The sequence below is a fragment of the Wolbachia endosymbiont (group A) of Machimus atricapillus genome (assembly GCF_964027095.1).
Taxonomy (GTDB): Bacteria; Pseudomonadota; Alphaproteobacteria; order Rickettsiales; family Anaplasmataceae; genus Wolbachia.
This window is the reverse complement of record NZ_OZ034727.1, coordinates 885289-909407: the sequence shown is the minus strand read 5'-3', so window position 1 is coordinate 909407 and position 24119 is coordinate 885289. Positions and strand designations below refer to the sequence as shown.

General features: G+C 35.6%; 15 protein-coding genes, 1 tRNA gene and 4 pseudogenes. 16 read left to right on the top strand and 4 right to left on the bottom strand.

The window, feature by feature from the left end; all coding sequences use genetic code 11:
• The first annotated feature begins 4 nt into the window (after positions 1–4).
• From AAGD68_RS04420 to AAGD68_RS04390, 7 genes and pseudogenes are all read left to right on the top strand, one after another.
• Positions 5–1020: pseudogene (locus tag AAGD68_RS04420) on the top strand (IS110 family transposase).
• A 1428-nt stretch (positions 1021–2448) separates the two neighbouring features.
• On the top strand, positions 2449–5889 hold the full coding sequence (dnaE, locus tag AAGD68_RS04415; RefSeq protein ID WP_265045547.1) for a DNA polymerase III subunit alpha: 3441 nt from the start codon (positions 2449–2451) through the stop codon (positions 5887–5889).
• 48 nt (positions 5890–5937) lie between these two features.
• Positions 5938–6720, top strand: a complete 783-nt coding sequence (gene rpsF / locus AAGD68_RS04410) for a 30S ribosomal protein S6 (protein WP_265016769.1) — start codon at positions 5938–5940, stop codon at positions 6718–6720.
• Positions 6720–6995, top strand: coding sequence for a 30S ribosomal protein S18 (gene rpsR, locus AAGD68_RS04405; protein ID WP_064125330.1), 276 nt, complete (start codon positions 6720–6722; stop codon positions 6993–6995). The genes rpsF and rpsR overlap by 1 nt, the downstream gene beginning before the upstream one ends.
• Positions 6996–7002: 7 nt before the next feature.
• Entirely contained in the window at positions 7003–7548 is a 546-nt protein-coding gene (gene rplI, locus AAGD68_RS04400; protein ID WP_264735518.1) for a 50S ribosomal protein L9, read from the top strand.
• A gap of 112 nt (positions 7549–7660) precedes the next feature.
• On the top strand, positions 7661–8953 hold the full coding sequence (gene purB, locus AAGD68_RS04395; protein WP_253309630.1) for an adenylosuccinate lyase: 1293 nt from the start codon (positions 7661–7663) through the stop codon (positions 8951–8953).
• Positions 8953–9025 (top strand) — tRNA-Met (locus tag AAGD68_RS04390). Before purB ends, AAGD68_RS04390 begins: the two co-directional genes overlap by 1 nt.
• 195 nt (positions 9026–9220) lie before the next feature.
• Here the strand turns inward: AAGD68_RS04390 and AAGD68_RS04385 are convergent.
• Positions 9221–10558, bottom strand: a complete 1338-nt coding sequence (locus AAGD68_RS04385; protein ID WP_264688448.1) for an iron-containing alcohol dehydrogenase — start codon at positions 10556–10558, stop codon at positions 9221–9223.
• Between the two features lie 44 nt (positions 10559–10602).
• On the opposite strand from AAGD68_RS04385, the gene dapE reads away from it, so the two are divergent.
• The 4 genes and pseudogenes from dapE to AAGD68_RS04365 form a co-directional block, all read left to right on the top strand.
• Positions 10603–11808, top strand: a complete 1206-nt coding sequence (gene dapE / locus AAGD68_RS04380; RefSeq protein ID WP_265045050.1) for a succinyl-diaminopimelate desuccinylase — start codon at positions 10603–10605, stop codon at positions 11806–11808.
• 644 nt (positions 11809–12452) lie between these two features.
• Entirely contained in the window at positions 12453–12980 is a 528-nt protein-coding gene (locus AAGD68_RS04375) for a c-type cytochrome (protein WP_341814142.1), read from the top strand.
• Between the two features lies 1 nt (position 12981).
• On the top strand, positions 12982–13731 hold the full coding sequence (locus tag AAGD68_RS04370) for an alpha/beta hydrolase (protein ID WP_253309626.1): 750 nt from the start codon (positions 12982–12984) through the stop codon (positions 13729–13731).
• A 104-nt stretch (positions 13732–13835) separates the two neighbouring features.
• A pseudogene (locus AAGD68_RS04365) lies at positions 13836–14538 on the top strand (transposase); the annotation flags it as partial.
• Between the two features lie 228 nt (positions 14539–14766).
• On the opposite strand, the pseudogene AAGD68_RS04360 reads toward AAGD68_RS04365, so the two are convergent.
• Positions 14767–15782 (bottom strand): annotated as a pseudogene (locus AAGD68_RS04360) (IS110 family transposase).
• Positions 15783–16005: 223 nt separating this feature from the next.
• On the opposite strand from AAGD68_RS04360, the pseudogene AAGD68_RS04355 reads away from it, so the two are divergent.
• Positions 16006–16551: pseudogene (locus AAGD68_RS04355) on the top strand (IS256-like element ISWpi15 family transposase); the annotation flags it as partial.
• A gap of 23 nt (positions 16552–16574) precedes the next feature.
• Here AAGD68_RS04355 and AAGD68_RS04350 read toward each other — a convergent pair.
• Both AAGD68_RS04350 and AAGD68_RS04345 read right to left on the bottom strand, forming a co-directional pair.
• Positions 16575–17507 carry an Rpn family recombination-promoting nuclease/putative transposase gene (locus AAGD68_RS04350; protein ID WP_341814141.1) on the bottom strand — a complete coding sequence of 311 codons (933 nt, stop codon included), beginning with the start codon at positions 17505–17507 and terminating at the stop codon, positions 16575–16577.
• A 359-nt stretch (positions 17508–17866) separates the two neighbouring features.
• Positions 17867–19780, bottom strand: a complete 1914-nt coding sequence (locus tag AAGD68_RS04345; protein ID WP_265016508.1) for an ATP-dependent helicase — start codon at positions 19778–19780, stop codon at positions 17867–17869.
• A gap of 260 nt (positions 19781–20040) precedes the next feature.
• On the opposite strand from AAGD68_RS04345, the gene AAGD68_RS04340 reads away from it, so the two are divergent.
• Genes AAGD68_RS04340 through nuoL form a run of 4 tightly spaced genes read left to right on the top strand, consistent with a single transcriptional unit; the run spans position 20041 to position 24117 of the window.
• The gene (locus AAGD68_RS04340) at positions 20041–21318 is read left to right on the top strand and encodes a hypothetical protein (protein ID WP_265016509.1); all 1278 of its coding nucleotides are present in this window, start codon (positions 20041–20043) and stop codon (positions 21316–21318) included.
• Positions 21319–21378: 60 nt separating this feature from the next.
• The gene (locus tag AAGD68_RS04335) at positions 21379–21966 is read left to right on the top strand and encodes an NADH-quinone oxidoreductase subunit J (RefSeq protein WP_253309432.1); all 588 of its coding nucleotides are present in this window, start codon (positions 21379–21381) and stop codon (positions 21964–21966) included.
• Positions 21957–22265 carry an NADH-quinone oxidoreductase subunit NuoK gene (nuoK, locus tag AAGD68_RS04330; RefSeq protein ID WP_019236815.1) on the top strand — a complete coding sequence of 103 codons (309 nt, stop codon included), beginning with the start codon at positions 21957–21959 and terminating at the stop codon, positions 22263–22265. The genes AAGD68_RS04335 and nuoK overlap by 10 nt, the downstream gene beginning before the upstream one ends.
• 4 nt (positions 22266–22269) lie before the next feature.
• Positions 22270–24117: an NADH-quinone oxidoreductase subunit L gene (gene nuoL / locus AAGD68_RS04325; RefSeq protein WP_265045028.1), complete on the top strand. Its 1848-nt coding sequence runs from the start codon at positions 22270–22272 to the stop codon at positions 24115–24117.
• Positions 24118–24119 lie beyond the last annotated feature (2 nt).

The window sequence follows — 24119 nt, the reverse complement described above, 5'->3', positions numbered from 1 at the left end:
ATATATGATCAACAACTTTTTGGGCATAGATATATCAAAAGATCGCTTTGATGTTTTTCTCTCATTTATAAGCAAAAAAGGAAAGCGTGAAACTAGAAAAAGAAGCTTTAAGAACGATGGTTTCAAAGTCTACTGAATTTTCTACACAAACATAATGTAGAAAAAGTAAAAACCTGCATGGAATCTACTGGTTGTTATAGCGAAGCACTGGCTGAATTTCTACACAATGCTGGACATTTTGTAAGTGTTGTAAATCCTTATTGCATAAAATCTTATGCAAGGAGTAAGCTGATACGACAAAAGAATGATCAGACCGATGCAGAAGTTATTGCTGGTTATTGCCAAAGACAGGAACCTTCTAGTTGGACACCACCTTCTCCTGAAATGAAAAAATTAAAACATCTTTATCGTTGCTCAGTTGCGTTAAAAGATGAGTTAACATTAGTAAATAACCACTTAGAAAAAAAAGAGAGACTGCCTAAAGAAGTTGCAAATGCTTGGGAAGACCTTGCAATGAATATAGCTCAAAAAATAGAAACAATAAAAAACTCCGTACGTGAACTATTAAATCAACACAAAGAATTGTTGGAAAATTTTCAACTTCTATTGACTATTCCAGGCATAGGAGAAGAATCAGCAATAGCTATTTTAGCTGAAGTTTCTGATATAGAGGTTTTTAGAGATGCCAGGCAATTGGCAGCATATACAGGAGTTATACCACGAAATATGACGTCAGGTTCCTCTGTATATGCCAAACCCAGATTAAGTAAATCCGGTTCACAAACATTACGTAAGGCACTTTTCTTTCCTGCCATAGTAGCTAAGAATCACAATCCTATCATTATGAGCTTTTGCCAAAGATTAAAGGAAAAGGGTAAGCATAATATGGCCATCGTTGGTGCTGCAATGCGTAAGCTACTCCATATCATTTTCGGTATTCTGACATCCAAAAGTGCTTTTGATCCTAACCATATCAAAAACTACAGGGCTAGGAGGTTGACTGAAGGTTTAGTACTTTAAAATCAAAAATGCTTCCTATCTATCTTATGTAAAGTGGTATCTTACACAAATTTATTGAATGTTGTTGGTTAGTGGATATGTTGATAAGTAAACTTCATCTGTTTTGTGCGTATAAAACTAATTTACTTATCAACATATCCACTAACTATAATCTGTGTACTGTTACACAATTGGAAGTATTTTTTGATTTTATGATGCAACTTGGGAAATTTTTATAATTTTTTTGTTGACTAACAAGACGGTATCTCCTGTCATTCTAGTGCTCCTTTTTTTGTCATCCGAGTAGCCCCTTTTTTGTCATCCGAGTAGCCCCTCTTCTGTCATCCGAGTAGCTGACACTGGGATCTCATTTTACTCTATAATGGCAGTGCTCCTTTCTCGTCATCCCAGTGCCCAGACTACTTGGATCCAGGAAACTTAACTCTACACCAAGTAAATGTACAATAAGAACTAGATTCCAGACTGGAATGACACCCTACTTAACCGTCATACCGCCGCGGTATCTCTTAGCATAGATCCCGCTAACAAGCAGCGGGATGACGAAGTTATTGTCATGCCACCGCGAACCGTCATACCGCCGCGGTATCTCCTTAGCATAGATCCCGCTAACAAGCAGCGGGATGACGAATTACTTAACCATTATACCGCCGCGGTATCTCTAGATCCCGCTAACACCTTACTATTACCCACAAATATAAATGTTTGTTGCATAGCTCTTAATGGCATAACTTTTGCTTGAAATAACTGTTTATATGGTGCAATTTACAGCTTTTAGTTGCTAAAATTATAACTCTTAATTTAATAATTTTAATCCAATAAGCTTTCAGGTTAATAAAATTAAATTATTTGAGTAAATACAATACCATGTCTTTATTTGTGGGTAATAGTAAGCGCTAACACGTAGCGGGATGACGAGATGCCACCGCGAACCGTCATACCGCGATTCATTCGCGGTATCTCTTAGCCGCTAATACGTAGCGGGATGACGGTTGTCGGTAGGCCTAAATTACTTTAGCCATAAATATTTAAGAAATTTACCAAACGAAAAAAAAGGCAAAAGAAGCCCCGAGTAGCGAGTTTTGACTCTATATTACTGTAAGTGGCGCTGTAATAATGTGCTGACGCTTAGTTTAAGCGCGATTTGGCTGAATGTAGAAAAAATAAAAAAGACATGCAGCCGCTATAATTTTATCTAATCCGCCAATAAATACCCTGAGTTTTTTACTGAATTTTTGTTGTTGAACCTGCGCAGATCAAAAACAAGTTTTGAGTCATAAATACCCTTACTATCATAATAAGGGGGCTGGCGGAGTTTGTCAAGGAAGTTTTTGTATTTTAATTTTAGAATTTTATAGGCTTTTGTTTTCATGAAATTATGTTCTCATGGGTAAATTAATGTTATCCTTTTTTGTTGATCTAAAGTTTTTTATGTTCATACACTTACGTGTTCATAGTGTTTATTCGCTGCTTGAAAGCTCGGTTAAAATTGAGGAGCTGATAGGCCTTTGTTTGCGAAATAAAATGCCAGCGGTTGCAATTACTGATTCAGGCAACTTGTTTGGCTCGCTCGAATTTTCAGAATATGCAGCAAGTAGGGGAATACAGCTAATAATAGGATGCAATATTATAGTTAAACATTCAGAACAAAATTTACCTATATTATTGCTTGCAAAAAATGAGCAAGGGTACACTAATTTAGTCACTTTGGTGAGTGAGTCTTTTAAAAAGCGCAAGAATAACAGCGATATTCCTTACGTTGATTTTGATGAGCTATTGAATTTAAGTATGGGTCTGATCGCTTTAACCGGTGGATGTTTGGCTCAACTATTGTTGGGGCAAGATAAAGAAACGGTTGAAAAACTGCTTTCAGCATTCGATGGTCATTTATATGTTGAATTGCAGCGTCATGGGCTGAATAAAGAGCTAGAGCTTGAAGAAGCTTTAATAGATTTTGCTTATCAGCGCAATGTACCACTGGTTGCAACGAACGATGTGTTTTTTCCAAATAGGTCTGATTATGAGGCTTATGACATATTAACGTGCATATCGGAGGGGAGTTATGCCCTGGAGAATAACAGAAAGAAGTTAACTACCGAGCATTACTTCAAATCTGTGGCAGAAATGGAGGAGCTGTTTAGCGACATTCCCGAAGCAATTCATAACACTTTAGTGATAGCTAAGCGGTGCTCTTACATGCCAAGAAGCAGGCAGCCTATCTTGCCTAAATTTCCTTGTCGAGAAAATAAAACTGAGAATGAAGAACTGAGGGAGCAGGCAGTTGCAGGATTGAAGCTGCGTATTGCAAAATCCTCTTCTGTCACCAGAACACCCTCCACTGTCATCCCAGTACTTGATACTGGGATCCAGAGAGATTCCAGCGTCACGCGCTGGAATGACACCAAACCAGATGATGACACACAACATGATATCGATTTCAAGCAATACTACGACAGGTTAGATTATGAACTAAGCGTAATAACTTCGATGAACTACGCTGGCTACTTTTTGATAGTTTCTGATTTCATTCGTTGGAGCAAAGCAAATGGCATTCCAGTTGGTCCAGGAAGAGGCTCTGGTGCTGGATCAATTGTTGCTTGGAGCTTACAGATTACAGACCTTGATCCAATAAAGTTTGGCCTAATATTTGAAAGGTTTTTAAATCCCGATCGTGTATCAATGCCTGACTTTGATATCGATTTCTGCCAAGAGAAAAGGGACCTGGTTATTGATTATGTTCAGAAAAAGTACGGTTATGTTGCTCAAATAATCACTTTTGGAAAATTGCAAGCAAGGGCAGTATTGCGTGATGTTGGTAGAGTATTGCAAATGCCTTACTCTCAAGTGGATAAAATATCTAAAATGGTTCCATTTAATCCAGTAAATCCTGTAACTTTATCGCAAGCGATAGAGCTTGATCAAAACCTGCAGAAAGAACGGGATAGTGATGAGGTAATTGCAAAGCTTCTTGATATATCACTAAAGCTTGAAGGAATATATCGTCACGTTTCAACTCATGCTGCTGGAATTGTAATATGTGATCAAAAGTTGGAAAATTTTGTTCCTGTGTACTACGATCCAAATTCGGCTCTGCCAATCACTCAATACAGCATGAAATATGTGGAGAAAGCTGGGTTAATAAAATTTGATTTTCTTGGACTTGGTACGCTAACACTAATAGATCATGTATGTCGTTTAATTAATCGTGATGAAAAAAAGATCGATATTTCTTCAGTTCCTTTGAATGATCAAAAAACCTATGAGATGCTCTCTAGCGGTGATTCAATTGGAGTGTTCCAGCTTGAAAGTTCGGGAATGAGAGAAGCTTTAATCAAATTAAAGCCAGATTGCATTGAAGATATTATCGCTTTAATTTCCCTTTATCGTCCAGGACCTATGGATAACATTCCAACTTATGTTGCAAGAAAGCATGGACTTGAAAAGCCAGATTATATTCATCCGTTACTTGAAGGAGTGTTAAAAGAAACATTTGGGGTAATAATCTACCAGGAGCAGGTGATGGAAATAGCCCGTATTCTTTCCGGGTATAGCTTAGCGGAAGCAGATCTGCTGAGACGTGCCATGGGTAAGAAAATTAAGGAAGAGATGGATAAACAACGTGAACTTTTCATCCAAGGGGCAACGAAGAATGGCGTTGATTATGACAGTGCAAGTTATATCTTTGACCTTGTTGCAAAATTTGCTGGTTATGGATTTAATAAATCTCACGCAGCTGCATATGCGGTTATATCTTATCAAACGGCTTACCTTAAAGCTAATTATCCATTAGAATTTTTTACAGCACTAATGAATCTAAATATTGATGATAGAGATAAACTGAATTTATTTTATCATGCAGCAAAGTTTAGTGGCGTTACCGTTCTTCCACCTGATATAAACAAGTCTCAAGCTGAATTCTCAATAGAGGGTGAGTGCATACGTTATGGTATTGCTGCCTTGAGGAATGTTGGTTTTTCTATAGCAGAAGGAATAGTGAACACACGTTCAAGCGCTTATAAGGACATATGGGAATTCATTCAAAATTCAGGTCATATAATAAATAAGAGAGCGCTAGAAAGCCTAATTAAATCCGGGGCATTCGATAGCGTGCATAAGAACAGAAAGCAGCTATATGAGTCAATGGACATGCTGATTTACTTTGCAAATAAAAACAAACAGGATAGGGAATCAAGTCAAGCTGCTTTGTTTGGTAGTCTTGATGTCCTCAAACCGAAATTTGAGAATGTGGAAGATTTTGATGAAGAGGAAAAATTAGAGCATGAGTTATTTTCACTAGGATTTTATTTAACTAATCATCCACTTGAAAAATTTAGAATTCTTCTGGAAAAGTTAAATATTGGGTTTATCGGAGAAAATAGAACAGCAAAAACTGCTGGGGTAATATTAAATGCACGTATGAGAACTTCAGAGCGTGGAAGGTTTGTTATACTCACACTTTCTGATCCCCATAACGTTTCTGAAATAGCATTTTATAATAATGAAATAATAGAAGAAAAAAGAGATTTATTTTCACCAGGAACATTTGTGATAATTGATCTTGAAGCTTCGGAAAATACGACAAGATTAGCAGGCAAGGATATATCTGAGTTTACAAAAAGAATCGCTTCTACAATAAAGGAATTAGTTCTCACCACTGAGTGCACGGATTCGCAAAAAGCCGCTATGGAATTAAATGCAATATTGAAAGATAAAGGCAGAACCAAAATAATGCTAAAACTTCTTCTCGAAAAACATAAAGTGAGCATCTTATTACCAGGTGCATACTCAATTGCTCCTCAAGTTATTTATGAAATATCTAACTTAAGCTGGATTAAAGGCGTAGAAATTAATACAAATAACTTGCTTATATAAAAAAGCTTTATATAATGAAATATTTAATCGGTATTAAAGGAAGATATAGTGAATCTTTATGAATTTACTTTTATAGCACAACAAGGATTATTACAGCAAGAAGTAGAGGAGATGGTCCAAGAGCTAGCTGTTTCATTGAAAAATATTAAAGCAGATGTTATTTTCCAGAAGATCAAGAGTCTTATGGAAAGGCAAAATAGTACGCTTACAAAACAAGAGTTAGAAACGCGTGCTGAAGACATTAAAGAAGGTCTAGTTGCTTACTCTGATTTCTTGGAAGATCTTACAAAAATTTTATGGGTTGAATTGGAAGAAGATCTTTCAAATTTGAAAGAAGTGAAGTCAAAAATCGATAAAGAGTTGAAAGATGACCTAAAAGATTTAGGAATAACGCAAGATTTTATAAAATTTCTAGGAGGCAGTGAGCAAATTACTAAAAGTGCGTTTATCCATAATGCAGTAAATGCTTTGAAGAGAAATATTTCAGAACATCTAATAAAGATTTTTCAAGATATTTTGAAAGATTTTAGAATAAACGGTCCAACTCAATCGAGCAAAGCATTGGAGATGCTTTTGGAAAACATTGAAGCATCGGGATTAATCAAGTATGAACATTGGGGTCTTTTGGATTTTGCATATCCAATAAATAAGATGAAGAGCGGTCATTATTGTATAATGTGCATAAGTTCTACTGCAAACATTCTGGATGAATTTGTGCGTAGAATGAAACTTAATGAGAACGTTATTCGCCACTTGTCTGTGCAGGTTGATAAATTTTTTGAAGGTAAATCTTATATGATGAATAAACAAATTGAGGAGCAAAACGCATAATGATGAAAAGACGAAATAGTTTTAATAATTCTTACGTATCTGTAAATAATAGGACTGGCTTTAGGCGTTCTAAAGTTTGCCCTCTTGCTACGTCTAAAGATGAAGACATAGATTATAAGAATACAGATTTATTATCCAAGTTTACCTCTGACTATGGTAGGATATTACCTAGAAGGTTAACAGGCGTATGTGCAAAAAAACAAAGGAAGTTACGCTTAGCGATCATAAGGGCACGTTTTTTGGCTCTTGTTCCTTACTGTACTAAAAAAGTTTAGGTAATTTATGTTGATAATTTTAAAGGAAAATATAAGGACTTTAGGTAAGCTTGGTGAAGTTGTCAAAGTTAAACCAGGTTATGCACGTAATTTTCTTTTTCCACAAAGAAAAGCGGTGAAAGCTACCAAGGAAAATTTAACAAAGCTAGAGGAGCAACGTTTATTACTGGAAGAAGAGAATATAAAAAGATTAAATGTAGCAAAAGAGCTTGCATTGTCACTACATGATAAGTTTGTGGTATTGATAAAGCAAGCTTCAGAGGATGGTAAAATTTTTGGTTCTGTAACAACACGTGAAATTGCGAAAGTTTTACTACAAGAAGGACATGCGATAGATCATCGTAGTTTATCTTTTGGTGGAATAAGCATCAAAAACTTGGGTGAATACCAAGTAAACGTAGAATTACATAGTGAAGTAGTAGTACCAATTACTATATACGTCGTGAAATCCGAAACAGATGCGCATGAATTAAGGCAAGTAAAGTTGCAAAATCAGAAGTCTGAGCAACAAGAAGGTGAAGCAGTGGAGCAAGAAGATACAAATAACAAATAGCAGTGAATAAAATATATCAACTATTCCTGTCATTCCAGTGCCTTTTTTTTCTGTCATCCCAGTGCGTGACACTGGGATCTAGCATGTTCAAAGATAAGACGGGGGTCATTTAATGATCCCGCGCTATAGCCAAAAAGAAATGTCTTCCATTTGGGAGGAAAATAATAAATTTAATATATGGCTTAAAATAGAAAAATTAGCGTGTGAAGCTCAAGCAGAGTTAGGAGTGATTCCAAATAGTGTTGCTCAGAAGCTCTCTGGTGCTATTGAATTTGATATTGAACGTATCAACGAAATTGAATCCATTGTAAAACATGATGTTATAGCTTTTCTGACATATGTTGCTGAAAAAGCGGGAGTTGATGTTCGTTATCTCCACTATGGAATGACAAGTTCTGATGTTTTGGATACATGCCTTGCGGTGCAGTTGAAAGAGTCATGTGATATTTTACTCGGGAATCTAAAAAATTTACTTGCAGTATTGAAAAAAAAAGCTGAGGACTATAAAGATATTGTTTGTGTTGGGCGCAGTCATGGAATGCATGCAGAACCAACAACTCTTGGATTAAAATTTGCTAGATTTTATGCTGAATTTAAACGCAATTATCAGAGATTAATTAGCGCGCAAAAAGAGATCTCAATTTGTAAAATATCAGGTGCAGTAGGTAATTTTGCAAATGTTGATCCGTTTGTTGAAGAGTATGTAGCAAAAGAAATGGGACTCATACCTGAAACCATATCGTCTCAAGTCATTCCTCGTGATAGACATGCCATGTTCTTTTCGGTTTTGGGAGTGATTGCAAGCTCAATAGAAAATATTGCAATTGAAATTCGTCATTTGCAAAGAACTGAAATCGGCGAAATTTCTGAGCATTTTTCCATTGGGCAGAAGGGAAGCTCTGCTATGCCACACAAATGTAATCCTATTTTAAGTGAAAATCTGACGGGACTCTCACGTTTAATACGCAGTTATGTTTTTCCTGCGTTAGAAAATGTTGCATTGTGGCACGAACGTGATATATCACACTCGTCTGTGGAAAGATGCATTGCTCCTGATGCTTGTATAACAATGGATTTTGCTTTAGTGCGATTAACAGATTTGATAGATAAATTGGTAATCAATAAGGAAAACATTGAAAAGAACTTAAATTCTTCAAAAGGTTTAGTTTTCTCACAGCGTGTATTGCTTGAGTTAGTAAATAGTGGTTTGGCGAGGGAAGAGGCGTATAAAATTGTTCAGAGCAATGCAATGAAAGTGAAACAAAACAACAGTGATTTTCTGGCCGAATTGAAACAAGATAAACCTTTACTTAAGGTTATTAACTCGGAAAAACTTGAATCTTTGTTTGATTTGAAATATTATACAAAGCATGTAGGTCACATATATAGCAAGGTTTTCAATTAGGCTGAGTAGCTCAGTTGGTAGAGCAGGAGGATCATAATCTCTTGGTCGGGGGTTCAAGTCCCTCCTCAGCCACTCGAACTAAACTATGTTTAGCAAGATAGTGCTATTGGTGAAGTAGTGCGACCCAGTGTCAGCTACTTGGAATGGTTACGTTCAGTTGTATATCCACTTAGGTGTACAGTTTAGAGGAAAATGGATAAGAGATTGTGAAAAGGGTTTAGCTTTTGGCCTATGATCTCTTTAAATGACAGAATTTCACTACAAAACTTAACTTTCTTCTATGCAATTAGCTAAGTCAAGAAAGGTGAATCTATCTCTTGTTGCAAACGCAAGATCGACCACTTTACAATATTGTTCTTTATTCCAACTGAGGTGCTCTGGTAAGTGCGGAATTGATAGATCTTCAAATATTTTTTGCAGGTATTTTGCAGGTAGTAAATTTTGCTTAATTAAATTGGAAATATTAGTCCATTCTTTACAAATAATCTCTTGGATTTTTTGCTGCATAATTTGCTTCTGTTCAAAAGTTCTTACAAATTCGATATTATCAAAGCACTGAGTTATATGTTTTACATCTAAAGTGGTCGGGTTGATAATCGGGTTTTGTATTGATAATATTTTTTCCTGCAAATTAGCCATGGTAATCGTCGTAACAGCAATTTTTTCGCCATGTAGTGAGGAATGATCTCTTGTTACCATTTCCATTGCGTGAGCTATCATATGCTCTCCTTGGCTTGCAGAATAGCTGCCTTTTGATATTACCATTCCAAGTCCTGAAATTAGTAGAACTTCCATAAGTAATAGGACCACTTTTCTACTTCTTTTAGTAAGCGCCGTATACTCTCTTAGCAAAATTTGCTCCAAATCGCGAACAAGTGTAAAAGGTAATTCATTGTATTCTGTGCCAAGCAACAAATGAGATAGTAGCCAGTCAGCCTGAACTGTCGAACGGCAAATGAAATCTGCAAATCCGCTTAATGTGAGGCGCAGTGGTGCATTGGTAAGTATGTCTATATCTATATATATCGCTCTTGGAAGATGTGCTTTGAACGATTTTTTGTATCCATTTACTAATATTGAAGCATTTGCGGATGTATATCCATTCATGGAAGCGGCTGTTGGGAACGATATATAATCTTTTTTCTCGAGGTAGCTTGCATATTTGCAGATGTCGTTAACGGTGCCGCTACCAAATGCAACTATTAAGTCACTGTCTTTTGCTTTGTTTCTAACTAGATTTATGGTTTCAAGAGAGGCAAGTGAAAGATTAGTACCCATGGTTGGTGTCATTCCAGCGCGTGACGCTGATTTTTTTTCCTGGATCCCAGTCTCGAAGGACTGGGATGATAAAATGTAGGGAGCATCCGAAATGATATGAGGTTTTGCAAGAGGCCTAATGGTATTGCTCGGGATAATTAAGTGAGAAATTTTATTAAATACGTTTTTGTTTAAAAGTTTTGCTGTATTTTCATCTGCAACTAGAAAGATGTCATTTCCGTGTCGTGTGCATATTTCATAGATATCATCAGCAAGGTGGTAATCTGTTATTACTTCTCTTAGAAAAGTTTGTTCGGTTTGATGTAATATTTGTTTTAAATAGTGCATAGAGTGTTTACAAATATTAGCAATATAATTATTTTAAGGTTGACATGAAAATTGACCCTGTAGAGCTAACTAAGAAATTGATCTCTTTTGAGAGTATAACACCAAGGGACGGCGGGGCAATAGAGCATATAGCAACAATCTTCAAGAAAAGTGGCTTTGACTGTGAGATTTTAGAATTTGGTGATGATGGAACTAAAGTTAAAAATCTTTATGCGAAATATATAAATGGAGTACCAAATTTGTGCTTTGCTGGGCATGTTGATGTTGTACCACCGGATCAGTTAAAAGATTGGGCATTTGGTCCATTTAATCCAGAAGTTAGAGATGGAATGCTATATGGAAGAGGAGCAGCTGATATGAAAAGCGGAATAGCTGCATTTATTGCTGCTATGGCAAATTTAATTGCAGAAAAGTTTCAATTTAATGGTTCGATAAGTGCATTGATTACCAGTGCTGAAGAAAGCACGGAAGAATATGGAACAAAGGCAGTTTTGGAATGGATGAAAAGTAAGCAAAAAAAGATAGATTTTTGTGTAGTTGCCGAACCAACCAGTAGTGAGAAATTAGGTGATACCATAAAAATAGGCAGAAGAGGTTCTGTAACATTTGAATTAATTTGCCATGGAAAACAAGGACACGTTGCCTACCCAGACCTAGCAGATAATCCAATATATAAAGTAATATCGATATTGAGTAAGGTAAAAAATACTACTTTTGATCATGGTAATAAATATTTTCAGCCTTCACATTGCGAAGTTACTACTATCGATGTTGGAAATAATACTAGCAATCTAATACCTAGTTCAGCAACTACACGTTTTAACATTCGATATAACGATACACAAACACCTGACGGCTTATATAAGCTGATTGATGAAATATGCTCCAGTGTAACTAACGATTATAAACTTTCTATGCATAGCAGCAGGGACGTTTTCCTCTCTACTCCTGATAGAAATACTGATATTATGCTTGATGCGATAAATAAAGTTACCAGTATTGATGCTGTGCTGAGCACAAGTGGTGGCACATCTGACGCTGCGTTTATCAAAGATGTTTGTCCAGTGATTGAATTTGGTATAATCAACAAAACCGCACATCAGATAAACGAATGCGTATTAGTAAATGATATACATAAATTAACAGCTATATATAAGGAATTTATAGAAAATTATTTCAATCCCACTAATAAAATATTGAGTCAGGTCAACGTAGTTAGTAATATATCTAGTGGTCCATTGTTAGCTTAGATGTAATCAGATCTCTTGCATAACTGTTGTTTGAGTAACAACTGCCAGCGTGTGACGTTAGAATCCAAAAACCATGAGAGCTACAAAAACCACTTGACAAACTCCGCCAGCCCCCTTATCATGAAAATGAAGCTATTTATTTATCTTCTCTGTACAGATTAAATGACAAAAAAACTCAACGTATTTGGCGTCTCATGTTTAATTTTTTGCACTATGTGCACTCTATGTCTTTATCAAATTTCTAGGTTTTTACCTATACAAGCTGAAATACGCTTATAAAGCATTTAAAACATTAAAAAACGCCAACTTAAAAAATGGATAGTGAATAATTAGCTACCCTAGGGTTTCTTTTGCCTTTTTTTCTGTTTAGTAAATTTCTTAAACATTTATGACTAAAGGTTAGTTGCATTAAAAAGCAGCTAAATCGCGGTTATTAAGCGTTTAGAATAAAAAAACGCCATACTTGAAAGTATAATGTAAGTAATTAGCCAACCACGGGGCTTCTTTTGCCTTTTTTTCCATTTGGTAAATTTCTTAATATTTGTAGCTAGAGACTCTCATCTTTAGCGAGCTTCAAGGTAATTGGTTGCTATTTGCGAAAATATTTGCATAATTTAAGCAACATTAATTGATAAAAATTAACTATGGAGCTTAATAAGATTGCAGCATCGATTTTACTTTCTGGGCTAATCATTATGATAGTCAGCAACGTAGTTGATGTGCTGTATAGTCCAGAGGAATATAAGATTGAACACCAAACGATAGTAGCTGCTGGTAACAATGAGTTCCAGCAAAAAATCGAGCAAGTGGCGCTCGATATTGGAGCGCTCATGCAGAATGCTAGCTTTGAAAAAGGCAAGTCAGCAGCGAAGAAATGTATAGCCTGCCATAGTTTTGAGAAAGGTGGAATGAATAAAGTAGGACCAAACTTATGGAACGTAGTTGGAAACAAAAAGGCTCATCTTGGTAACTCATTCAATTACTCAAAAGCAGTGCTTGAAAGAGGTGGAAAATGGGGGTATGAGGAGCTATTTGCTTTCTTAAAGAACCCAAAAGCCTATATAAAAGGTACGCGTATGGCATTTGCAGGTATTTCCAATCCACAAGAAATTGCAGATCTAGTTAGTTATTTGCGTCAATTGAGTGATAACCCGGTTGCTTTGCCAAAGTAGTATGGATTATTGTAATGATGGAAATAATGGTCACATAGCATATCGAAAGCTACAAGGAAAGAAAGCTTCTGTAGTTTTTTTCGGTGGATTTGCATCTAATATGGATGGAACTAAAGCAACTGCTATTTACAAATTTTGCCAAGAAAACGATATAGCACTTGTGCTATTTGATTATTTTGGTCACGGTCATTCAAGTGGTGATTTTATTGATTACACGATAAGTGATTGGCAAGAAAATTGTGCTAAAGTGATAAGTGAATTAACTAGCGATAAACAAATAATTATAGGTTCAAGTATGGGAGGATGGCTGATGCTGCTCATTGCCCTTCAATTTTCAGAAAAAATTGCAGCATTAATCGGCATATCGTCTGCTCCTGATTTTACTGAAGATTTGATATTCAAGCAATTGTCAGGCAAGCAAAAAGAAGAACTAGGTTCTAAAGGTGTAATAGATTTTACTTCAGAGCATTGTACATACAAAATAACTAAAAATTTGATCGAAGATGGCAGAAAGAACCTTCTTTTAAACAGAGAAGCAATAGATATAAACTGTCCTGTGCGCTTATTGCATAGCATTAATGATAAAGATGTTCCTTATCAAACTTCATTGAATTTAGCTGAAAAAATTAAGTCAACCGATGTTGAAGTATACTTGATGAAATCAGCAGAGCACAACATGTCTGACAATCACTCACTGAAAGTTTTATTTAAGACCATTAGAGAATTTTTGCCAGCAAAAACATATAGGTAACCGTTCACAGATTTCCACTTAATTCTTCAATCGGGAGTGTTAAATAAACTGTGTCAAACCGAAAAAAAAGTAATAAATTGATATAAAAAAATGGAGGTTTGACAATGAGTCAGAAAGTAGTAAACAGAACTACCGGTTTGGTAGATTATAAAGAATTAGAAACAAATATCCTGTCGTCTATACGAGAAGGAAGACCGTTGACAGGAAGAGATGGAGCATTAACACCGTTTATAAAAAAGTTGCTGGAGGTAAGCCTGGAAGGTGAAATAGAAAACCACTTGTCGGCTGAAAGCGAAGAGAATAATCGAAGAAATGGGAGGAATGCAAAGACTTTACGTACAAGCGCAGGGTCATTTGAGCTTTTGACGCCAAGAGATAGGGAAGGAAGTTTCGAACCACAAATAGTCAAAAAAAGGCAAACAAACTTACATCCAGAGCTTGAAACGAAGATTTTGAGCACATTTGCCAGTGGTATGGGCTATAGAGATATAGTGTCACATGTTGAGGAAATTTATGATCACAAAATATCGGTGGCAGAGATATCAAGTATTACTGACAAATTGCTACCAGTAATCAACGAATGGCGTAGTCGCCCGCTGCAGTCTGTATATCCGATAGTTTTCATGGTTTTTTAAAGTCAAAGAGGACGGGCATTGCGTAAGTAAATGCATGTATAACATATTAGGCATAGATCAAAATGGCAAAAAAGAAGTATTAGGTTTTTATTTGGCTGAAAGTGAAGGAGCTAACTTCTGGTTGGGAGTGCTAAATGACCTCAAAGAAAGAGGAGATACCGTCTTGTTAGTCAACAAAAAAATTATAAAAATTTCCCAAGTTGCATCATAAAATCAAAAAATACTTCCAATTGTGTAACAGTACACAGATTATAGTTAGTGGATATGTTGATAAGTAAATTAGTTTTATACGCACAAAACAGATGAAGTTTACTTATCAACATATCCACTAACCAACAACATTCAATAAATTTGTGTAAGATACCACTTTACATAAGATAGATAGGAAGCATTTTTGATTTTAAAGTACTAAACCTTCAGTCAACCTCCTAGCCCTGTAGTTTTTGATATGGTTAGGATCAAAAGCACTTTTGGATGTCAGAATACCGAAAATGATATGGAGTAGCTTACGCATTGCAGCACCAACGATGGCCATATTATGCTTACCCTTTTCCTTTAATCTTTGGCAAAAGCTCATAATGATAGGATTGTGATTCTTAGCTACTATGGCAGGAAAGAAAAGTGCCTTACGTAATGTTTGTGAACCGGATTTACTTAATCTGGGTTTGGCATATACAGAGGAACCTGACGTCATATTTCGTGGTATAACTCCTGTATATGCTGCCAATTGCCTGGCATCTCTAAAAACCTCTATATCAGAAACTTCAGCTAAAATAGCTATTGCTGATTCTTCTCCTATGCCTGGAATAGTCAATAGAAGTTGAAAATTTTCCAACAATTCTTTGTGTTGATTTAATAGTTCACGTACGGAGTTTTTTATTGTTTCTATTTTTTGAGCTATATTCATTGCAAGGTCTTCCCAAGCATTTGCAACTTCTTTAGGCAGTCTCTCTTTTTTTTCTAAGTGGTTATTTACTAATGTTAACTCATCTTTTAACGCAACTGAGCAACGATAAAGATGTTTTAATTTTTTCATTTCAGGAGAAGGTGGTGTCCAACTAGAAGGTTCCTGTCTTTGGCAATAACCAGCAATAACTTCTGCATCGGTCTGATCATTCTTTTGTCGTATCAGCTTACTCCTTGCATAAGATTTTATGCAATAAGGATTTACAACACTTACAAAATGTCCAGCATTGTGTAGAAATTCAGCCAGTGCTTCGCTATAACAACCAGTAGATTCCATGCAGGTTTTTACTTTTTCTACATTATGTTTGTGTAGAAAATTCAGTAGACTTTGAAACCATCGTTCTTAAAGCTTCTTTTTCTAGTTTCACGCTTTCCTTTTTTGCTTATAAATGAGAGAAAAACATCAAAGCGATCTTTTGATATATCTATGCCCAAAAAGTTGTTGATCATATATAACCCCATACGTTACCATTAAAAATGAAAAGTAAGGCTAACCTTGTGAATACAGAATTAGAACCATTCAGGTCTTTCTACGATACCGTCCAGCCTATACTTTTGAGAAGGGAATTCTTATCTCCTCTACAGATTTTATATCTAAGAAGAAGCACAGAGTTCCTCCCTTCTCCACCTAATGCTTAAGCTTAAAACATTAGATGCTTTTGACAAGATACAAGTAGAAGATATCCTTATTGCCTGCGTTGATGGGCTGAAAAGCTTTCCTGCAGCTATAAACAGTGTCTTTCCTAATGCGGAAGTGCAGATGTGTATAGTGCATCAGATACGCAACTCACTGAAGTATGTGGCCAGTAAAGATGCGAAGAGTTTTTTGAGCGATTTAAAGAAGGTATATCAAGCTTCAAGCAAGGAAATTGCCGAGAATTATCTGTTGGAATTGGATGAAAAATGGGGCACAAAGTACCCTATGGTTATAAAATCTTGGCAGAATAATTGGGAAAACTTGTCTGGTTATTTTAAGTATTCTGGTCCAGTTAGGAGGATAATCTACACCACCAATCCCATAGAGGGGCTACATAGGCAAATTAGGAAATTCACTAAGACCAAAGGCTCATTTACCAGCATAAATGCCTTGCATAAGCAGGTATATTGTGCTATAAAGAAGGCAGAGGAAAAGTGGACGATGCCTGTACATGATTGGGCATTAACTATCTCTCAACTTGATGTTTTCTTTCCTGGCAGATTGAAAATTGAGTTGAACTAAAAATGCGGTTTGACACAGTTTATTTAACACTCCCCTTCAATCTCACTAATAGAAAGGCCAGTAAACTTGACAATAGTGTTGACATCAACATTATTAGCCAGCATTGCTTTTGCGACTTCAATTTTCCCTTCAATTTTTCCTTCAATTTTCCCTTCAATTTTCCCTTCAATTTTCCCTTCAATTTTTCCTTTCTCTATACCTTTTTGTATACCTTTCTCTTCAGCAAGATCAAGTCTGTATTCAAGAATGGCTTCTTCTTTCCGTAGATCCATTATTCTTTCTTCGTAAGCTACTAAATCTTTTTCGTTCCAACGAAACTTGTCTAATTCATCATATGCTAGCTTTATTATTGGCGCTTTTTCTGCTATCTCTTTTAAGTCCTCTTCTGTTGTTTCTTCTGCGTATTTAAAAAAGAAACACCACCTTTCTACTATACTTTCTAACTGCTCTACTTTACTTTTTGAAAATTTGGGCAATTCTATAAAGATAAATTGAAAATCTTTTAAGTAATGGCCGTTAGTTTTTATATCACGTATATTGTGAGTAGAGATATAACCAACTTCTTCAGGAAGTAAGTTACAATTTGATATAGCAATAAAGAAGACTTTCTTTAAATCAATGTAGTTGCCAGATTTATCTAATTGTCTTGAGTAGGCTTTAGCGGCATATAATTGAGCGCGTTTTTCGAAGCCCTTGTCTCTAGCGAGCTGCATTTCTGCTATATATCTATTTCCGTGAGAATCCTTGCAGAGAACATCAACAATACTTTGTTTATCAGAGGCAACTTCGGGATCCATAATAGTGCTAAGAAACTCAACTTCTTGTATTGCATTTATCTCAGTAAACCCTAAAATATCGTTCAAAAAGTGGATCAGGATATTCTTATTTTTTTCCGTTCCAAAGATTTTTTTGAAACACAAATCATTGCGAGGATCGAGAAATTTTGAAAGAGCCATGGCAAAAATGCTTGAAAATATTAATAATTATACACTATTATTAACAATTATTCAACCATATTTTTGAAGATAGCTATAGCTATGCTGCCGCGGTATCTCTTAGCATAGATCCCGCTAACAAGTAGCGGGATGACGAGGATGCCGCCGCGGCGCTAACTAGTAGCGGAATGACGGTTTTTCAAATTGTCGGTAAATCTAAGTCAGTTTAGCTATAGGCAGCAATTTTCTGTATTTATTTTAAATTGAAGAAAGCTCAAATGAAAGATCATGTTTTGCTAAAAATCACAGAATGCAGTCTGGTTACACATATAGTTGAAGTAATTCAGATTTGTAAGATATGTTTATCTGCAGTTATAGCTTCAACAGTAGGCGTTACTCTTGATTACCTCAACATTTTCTCTTGGCAATTCTTTAATGAACCGAGAAGTGCGCATCGGTTGCCACTGGTTGTTAATTTCCCTCCTATCTGCACATGAAATGATTAACCTTTCTTTGGCTCTGGTTATGCCAACATATGCGAGTCTCCTTTCTTCTTCTAAAGCTTTACCACTTTTATCTTCAAAAGATCTTTGATGAGGAAATAATCCCTCTTCCCAACCAGGTAGAAACACGCACGGGAATTCAAGTCCTTTGGCTGCATGAAGAGTCATAACATATACGGTGTCATCGTTATTCATATTATCCACTTCCATCACTAGACTTATATGCTCCAAGAAAGTTGTGGCATTATCGAAATTTTTTAAAGATGAGATGAGCTCCTTGACATTTTCTATTCGTGCTAAGCCTGTTACCTCCTCATTTTCAAGCATTTCAATATACCCTGATTGGTTTGCTACGATTTTAACGAATTCATGCAGTGGTTTTACGCTTACTATTTCTTCCCAAGCTTTAATTTTATTTAAAAAATCATTTAGTGAGAGTTTAATTCTTTCGGTTACTTGATTACTATTAACTAATATTTTTGCTGCCTCAAAAAAAGAAATTTTGTTATCCTGAGCAGTCGTGTATATTTTCTTTAGAGTTGTAGCTCCTATGCTTCTTTTTGGCCGATTTACGATCCTTTCGAAAGCTAAGTCATCGTTATTGTTTGTAACGAGTCTTAAATATGCAATTATATCCCTGACTTCCTGACGTTCGTAGAATTTTACGCCACTTATAATCTTGTAGGGAATTGAATATTTTATAAAATACTCTTCGAGAACTCTAGTTTGAAAAGTGGCCCTTACCAGCACTGCAATGTCACTAAATCTGTATTTATTGAGCTTTAATATCTGTTCGCTTATGAACCTTGCTTCAGCTTTTCCGTCCCATAATTTTATTAGATTTACCTTTTCCCCTTCAACGTTTGTTGTCCACAATTTTTTTTCTAGCCGAGTTTTATTGTGATTGATAACATATGACGCAGTTGCAAGTATGTGAGATGTTGATCTATAGTTACACTCTAGTTTGACAGTTTTTGCATTTTTAAAATCATCAGAAAATTTTAAAATGTTTTCAACTTCTGCACCACGCCAACTGTATATTGACTGATCGTCATCTCCCACACAGCAAATATTTGAGTGCTTTTTTGCAAGGTATTTTAGCCAAAGATATTGTATTGCATTTGTATCTTGATACTCATCTACCATGACATACTTAAACTTGTTTTGGTAGTAGGACAGAACTTCGGTCTTTTGATTAAAGAGTTGTATGTTATATAGCAATAAGTCACCAAAATCGACAGAGTTAAGGAATTTTAACCTTTCCTGATACTGGTGATAGACTTTGAGTGCAATCACGTATACTGATCTAAATGATTGAACGTCTTCCACTTCAGATGGCAACAAACACTTCTCTTTCCATTGCTGAATAATATTCATAATGGTCTTACATTTTTCTGATAGGTAATCAGGGCTGATTTCATTCATGATGTTTTTTATTACCTGTAATTGGTCATCCACACCAATAATTGTAAAATTGGAATTTAGCCCCACGACTTCAGCATGATGACGTAGAATTTTTGCTGCAATTGCATGGAAAGTGCCAAGCCATGGTATGTTTGTGCCTGTTAGCTCAAGTACCCTTGATACCATCTCATTTGCTGCTTTGTTTGTGAATGTCACTGCTAATATCTCATCAGAGTAAGCGTGACCGTTCCTAATTATGTGCGCTATTCTTGAAGTGATCGTTCTTGTTTTTCCGGTTCCGGCTCCTGCCAATATTAAAACCGGTCCATCTATGTTAGTTACAGCTAATTGTTGTTCTGGATTTAGCAGTGAGAGATAATCGTTCATTTGCAGCTCTATAGATTATAACTTCGTAAAGTTAAACCTATGATCGAAATATTGTAAAGGTTTTATTGAATAGAACAGTTAAAGAATGTCCTAGGTGTATGGTCCCACCATACCAATTTATTGTACTAATTCTAGTATAACCTGCCGGGACAATCTATTTCAGTTCCAATACCTTACATTATAAGGATACAAGTCAATAATTGACAATCACTGAGATACAGGCTAAAATGTTTATATGATAATTCTTGTGAGGAGGAAAAATGGATTTTGACAAATATATTAAAGGCAATGCACTTTTTATACATGGATGTGTTGCTGTAGATATAGTGGTTAAAGAGCTAGTAAGGTTTTTACAAAATGAAACACACATTACAGAACTTGGTCTAGAATGGTGTAAAATTGATGATGAAGATGCAAAAGAGTTAGCTAAGCTTACACATCTTACTTCACTTGATTTATCCATGAACAACATTAGTGATAAAGGTGCAAAAGCTTTAGCTAGTCTTACCAGTCTGACTAGACTTAACTTATTGAGTAACAATATTAGTGTTGAAGGTGCAAAAGCTTTAGCCAATGGCAAGCTTAAAAATCTCAAGCAGCTTAACTTAGAAAACAACAATATTGGTGATGAAGGTGCAAAAGCTTTAGCCAATGGTAAGCTTGAAAATCTCAAGCAGCTTAATTTAAAAAACAACAATATTGGTGATGAAGGTGCAAAAGCTCTAGCTAACGGTAATCTTACAAGTCTTGAATGGCTTAAATTATCATGTAACAAAATTGGTGGTAAAGGTGCAAAAGCTTTAGCTAATGGTAAGCTTGAAAATCTTAAATATCTTGATTTAACGCAAAATAATATTGGTGCTTCTGAAGGTGCAAAAGGGTTGGCTGAAGGTAATCTTATCAATCTTGTTCAACTTAATTTAACCCGGAATAAGATTGGTAAAAAGGGCGCAAAAGTTTTAGCCAATGGTAAGTTTGAAAATCTCGAGCAGCTTAACTTAGAAAACAACAATATTGGTGATGAAGGTGCAAAAGCTTTAGCTAATAACAATCTTACAAAGCTTGAATACCTTAGTTTAAAAGACAACTACATTCGTAATGAAGGTGCAAAAGCTTTAGCTAATGGTAACTTTACAAAGCTTCAACATCTTATCTTAACCGAAGGTGTTGGTGATGAAGTTAGAAAAGAGCTAGAAGCTAAGCTTACAAATTGTACTGTTGTTGTACATTACCATAATCAAAATCTACCATTCAGTCCTGAAAACAATAGCAAATATTATGCTGGCTACAGTACAGCAATTGGCTTATTTTTAGGTTTGAGCATAGCATATCTTGCAGGAGCTGCTGCTTTAACTCCTGTTGTTGCTGTTGCAGTATTTATTGCAGCCACTGTTGTTGGTGCACTGGTGGGTTATGGTATTGGAAAATTTTGTGAAAAGGTCAGTGAAGAGAAGCAAAATGATCCTGATATGAGTATGTGTACTGCAATTAAGAATGTCCTTATCCCTGAGTGTTTAATCCATAAGGTAGGCATTTAGTATTGACTTTACAACGATAGTCACTTTAAATTAGTAATTGTTGTTGCAGTTAAAGTATCGATGCCTTTTTTCTTTTATTTTTTCGCAATTCTTAGCATTTTATCTGCTGTTTGTGTAATTAGTGTAAGAAATCCTGTGCATGCAGTATTATTTTTAATTTTCACCTTCGTTAATTCTGCAGTTCTTTTTATTCTCCTTGGAGCTGAATTCATTGCTATGATGGTGCTGATAGTATATATCGGTGCGGTTGCAGTGTTATTCCTTTTTGTAGTTATGATGCTCGATATTGACTACATAAGGTTGCGCCAGGGTTTTGCGAAGCATTTCACTCCTGGTGCTATATTATGTGTTGTGTTTTTTCTGATTATCAGTTTTGTAATCCGCAGCTCAACGCTGAATATAAGTAATGTTATAAACTATAATGCCAATAACGTGAAAGCTATCGGTAATTTGCTCTACACTGACTACATGTACGCTTTTCATCTTTCTGGTATTCTGCTGCTTGTTGCAATTGTCGGTGCAATTGCTCTTACTTTGCAGGACAAGAAAAAAGGAGTTAAAAAACAGAATGTATTAAAGCAATTGACACAATCTTCATCTGTAAAATTGGTTAAGGCTAAATTTGGAAAAGGAGTAGAATGGAAATAGGATTAAATCATTTTTTGATAGTTGCTGCTATTTTGTTCACTATTGGGGTGTGCGGTATTTTCATTAACCGTAAGAGCATAATCAATATACTGTTATCAATAGAAATATTATTGCTGGCGATTAACATCAATTTAGTTGCTTTTTCTGCCTTTATGAATGATATAGTTGGGCAAATTTTTGTGATGTTTGTGTTGACTGTTGCGGCAGCAGAGTCAGGAGTTGGGCTTGCAATATTGGTTGTATATTATAGAAGTCGTGGCAATATAGATGTTGAACAAGCGAACTTAATGAAAGAATGAAAGTATGATGGATATACTGAAATTAATAGTATTTTTGCCACTCTTTGGTTCGCTATTTGCAGCACTTTTTAGAAAAAGTCAGTTAGTTACAACGGCAGGGATTGGAATATCTGCAGTTTTATCTTGGTATGTTTTTCTCACCTTCTCTGAAAACTATCATTTAGTTTTATTTCCTTTGTTTTCATTAAGTGTATTAAAAGTAAATTGGGCAATTAGTGTGGATGCTCTCTCATCCTTAATGCTTATTGTTATTACCACCGTTTCACTAGTAGTCCACCTCTATTCTATCGGTTATATGGAGCATGATAAAGGGAAGTCGAGGTTTTTTTCTTACCTATCGCTATTTACGTTTTGCATGATTGTGCTGGTTGTAAGCGATAATTTCGTGCAGCTTTTTTTTGGCTGGGAAGGGGTTGGCCTATGTTCTTATTTACTCATAGGATTTTGGTTCCAAAAATATTCTGCAAATAATGCAGCAATTAAAGCATTTGTTGTAAATAGGGTAGGAGACTTTGCACTATTAATTGGAATCTTTCTTATTTATTATACATTTCACTCTTTGAAATTTACTGAAGTTTTTGACACAGCTGATCTTCTTGGCGCACAGAACATTAGGGCATTCTGCTGTGAATTTAAAATAATTCATATAATATGCATATTACTTTTTATTGGCTGTATGGGTAAATCTGCACAGCTTGGTTTACATGTTTGGTTGCCAGATGCAATGGAAGGGCCAACCCCTGTTTCTGCACTCATTCACGCAGCAACGATGGTAACAGCAGGTATATTTTTAGTAGCAAAATGTTCTCCATTGTTTGAGCTATCAAATGTGGCACGAGAATTAATAGTTATTGTTGGGGCACTTACTGCTTTTTTTGCAGCTACGGTTGCGATTACTCAGAACGATATAAAAAAAATAATTGCTTATTCAACCTGCAGCCAACTTGGTTATATGTTCATGGCATGTGGGCTTTCTGCTTACAATGTTGCTATTTTTCATTTAATGACACACGCTTTTTTTAAAGCTCTACTATTTCTTGGTGCTGGCAATGTAATTCATGCAATGCATCATGAGCAAAACATTCAGAAAATGGGAAATTGCTGGAAGAAAATCCCTTGCACTTACACTCTCATGTGGATTGGGTCTCTTGCGCTTTCTGGAATATTTCCATTTGCAGGTTTTTACTCAAAGGATTTGATAATTGAACATGCTTATAGCACGGATAGCTTTGCTTTTGTAATAAGCTTAGTTGTTGCATTCTTCACAGCGTTTTACTCTTGGAGGTTATTGCTTCTTGTGTTCCATAGCCAAAAACAAAGTAAAATTAATATACATGAAGCACCGAAGATTATGCTTATACCATTACTGATACTTGCTTTTGGATCGGTATTTTCTGGAGTGTGGGGAGCAAATATTTTGAACATAACTAGTAATGCGTTTTGGAAATCAAGTTTAATGGTGATTGATGAGCATGGAGTTCATAATTTCTTTATAAAACTACTACCAACCTTGGCAAGCCTAAGTGGAATAGCTCTTGCGTACCTGATTTACCAATATCAAGTAATTAGGCAAATTAAGAGTAAATTTTTACTTAAGTTTTTGCAGAATAAATGGTACTTTGATGAGGTGTATGAGTTTGTTATAATTGCACTGATAAGGTTTATATCTAGGCTTCTATGGAAGTTTGATGTTAAGGCTATTGATTCATTTGGACCAAATGGTGTTGTAAGGTTGGTTAACGAATGTTCAAAAAGTTCTATAAAGTTACAAACTGGTTATATATTTGATTATGCATTTATTATGTTTGTTACTTTAATAATCGGTGCTTTATATATTATTGGAATTAAATAGAA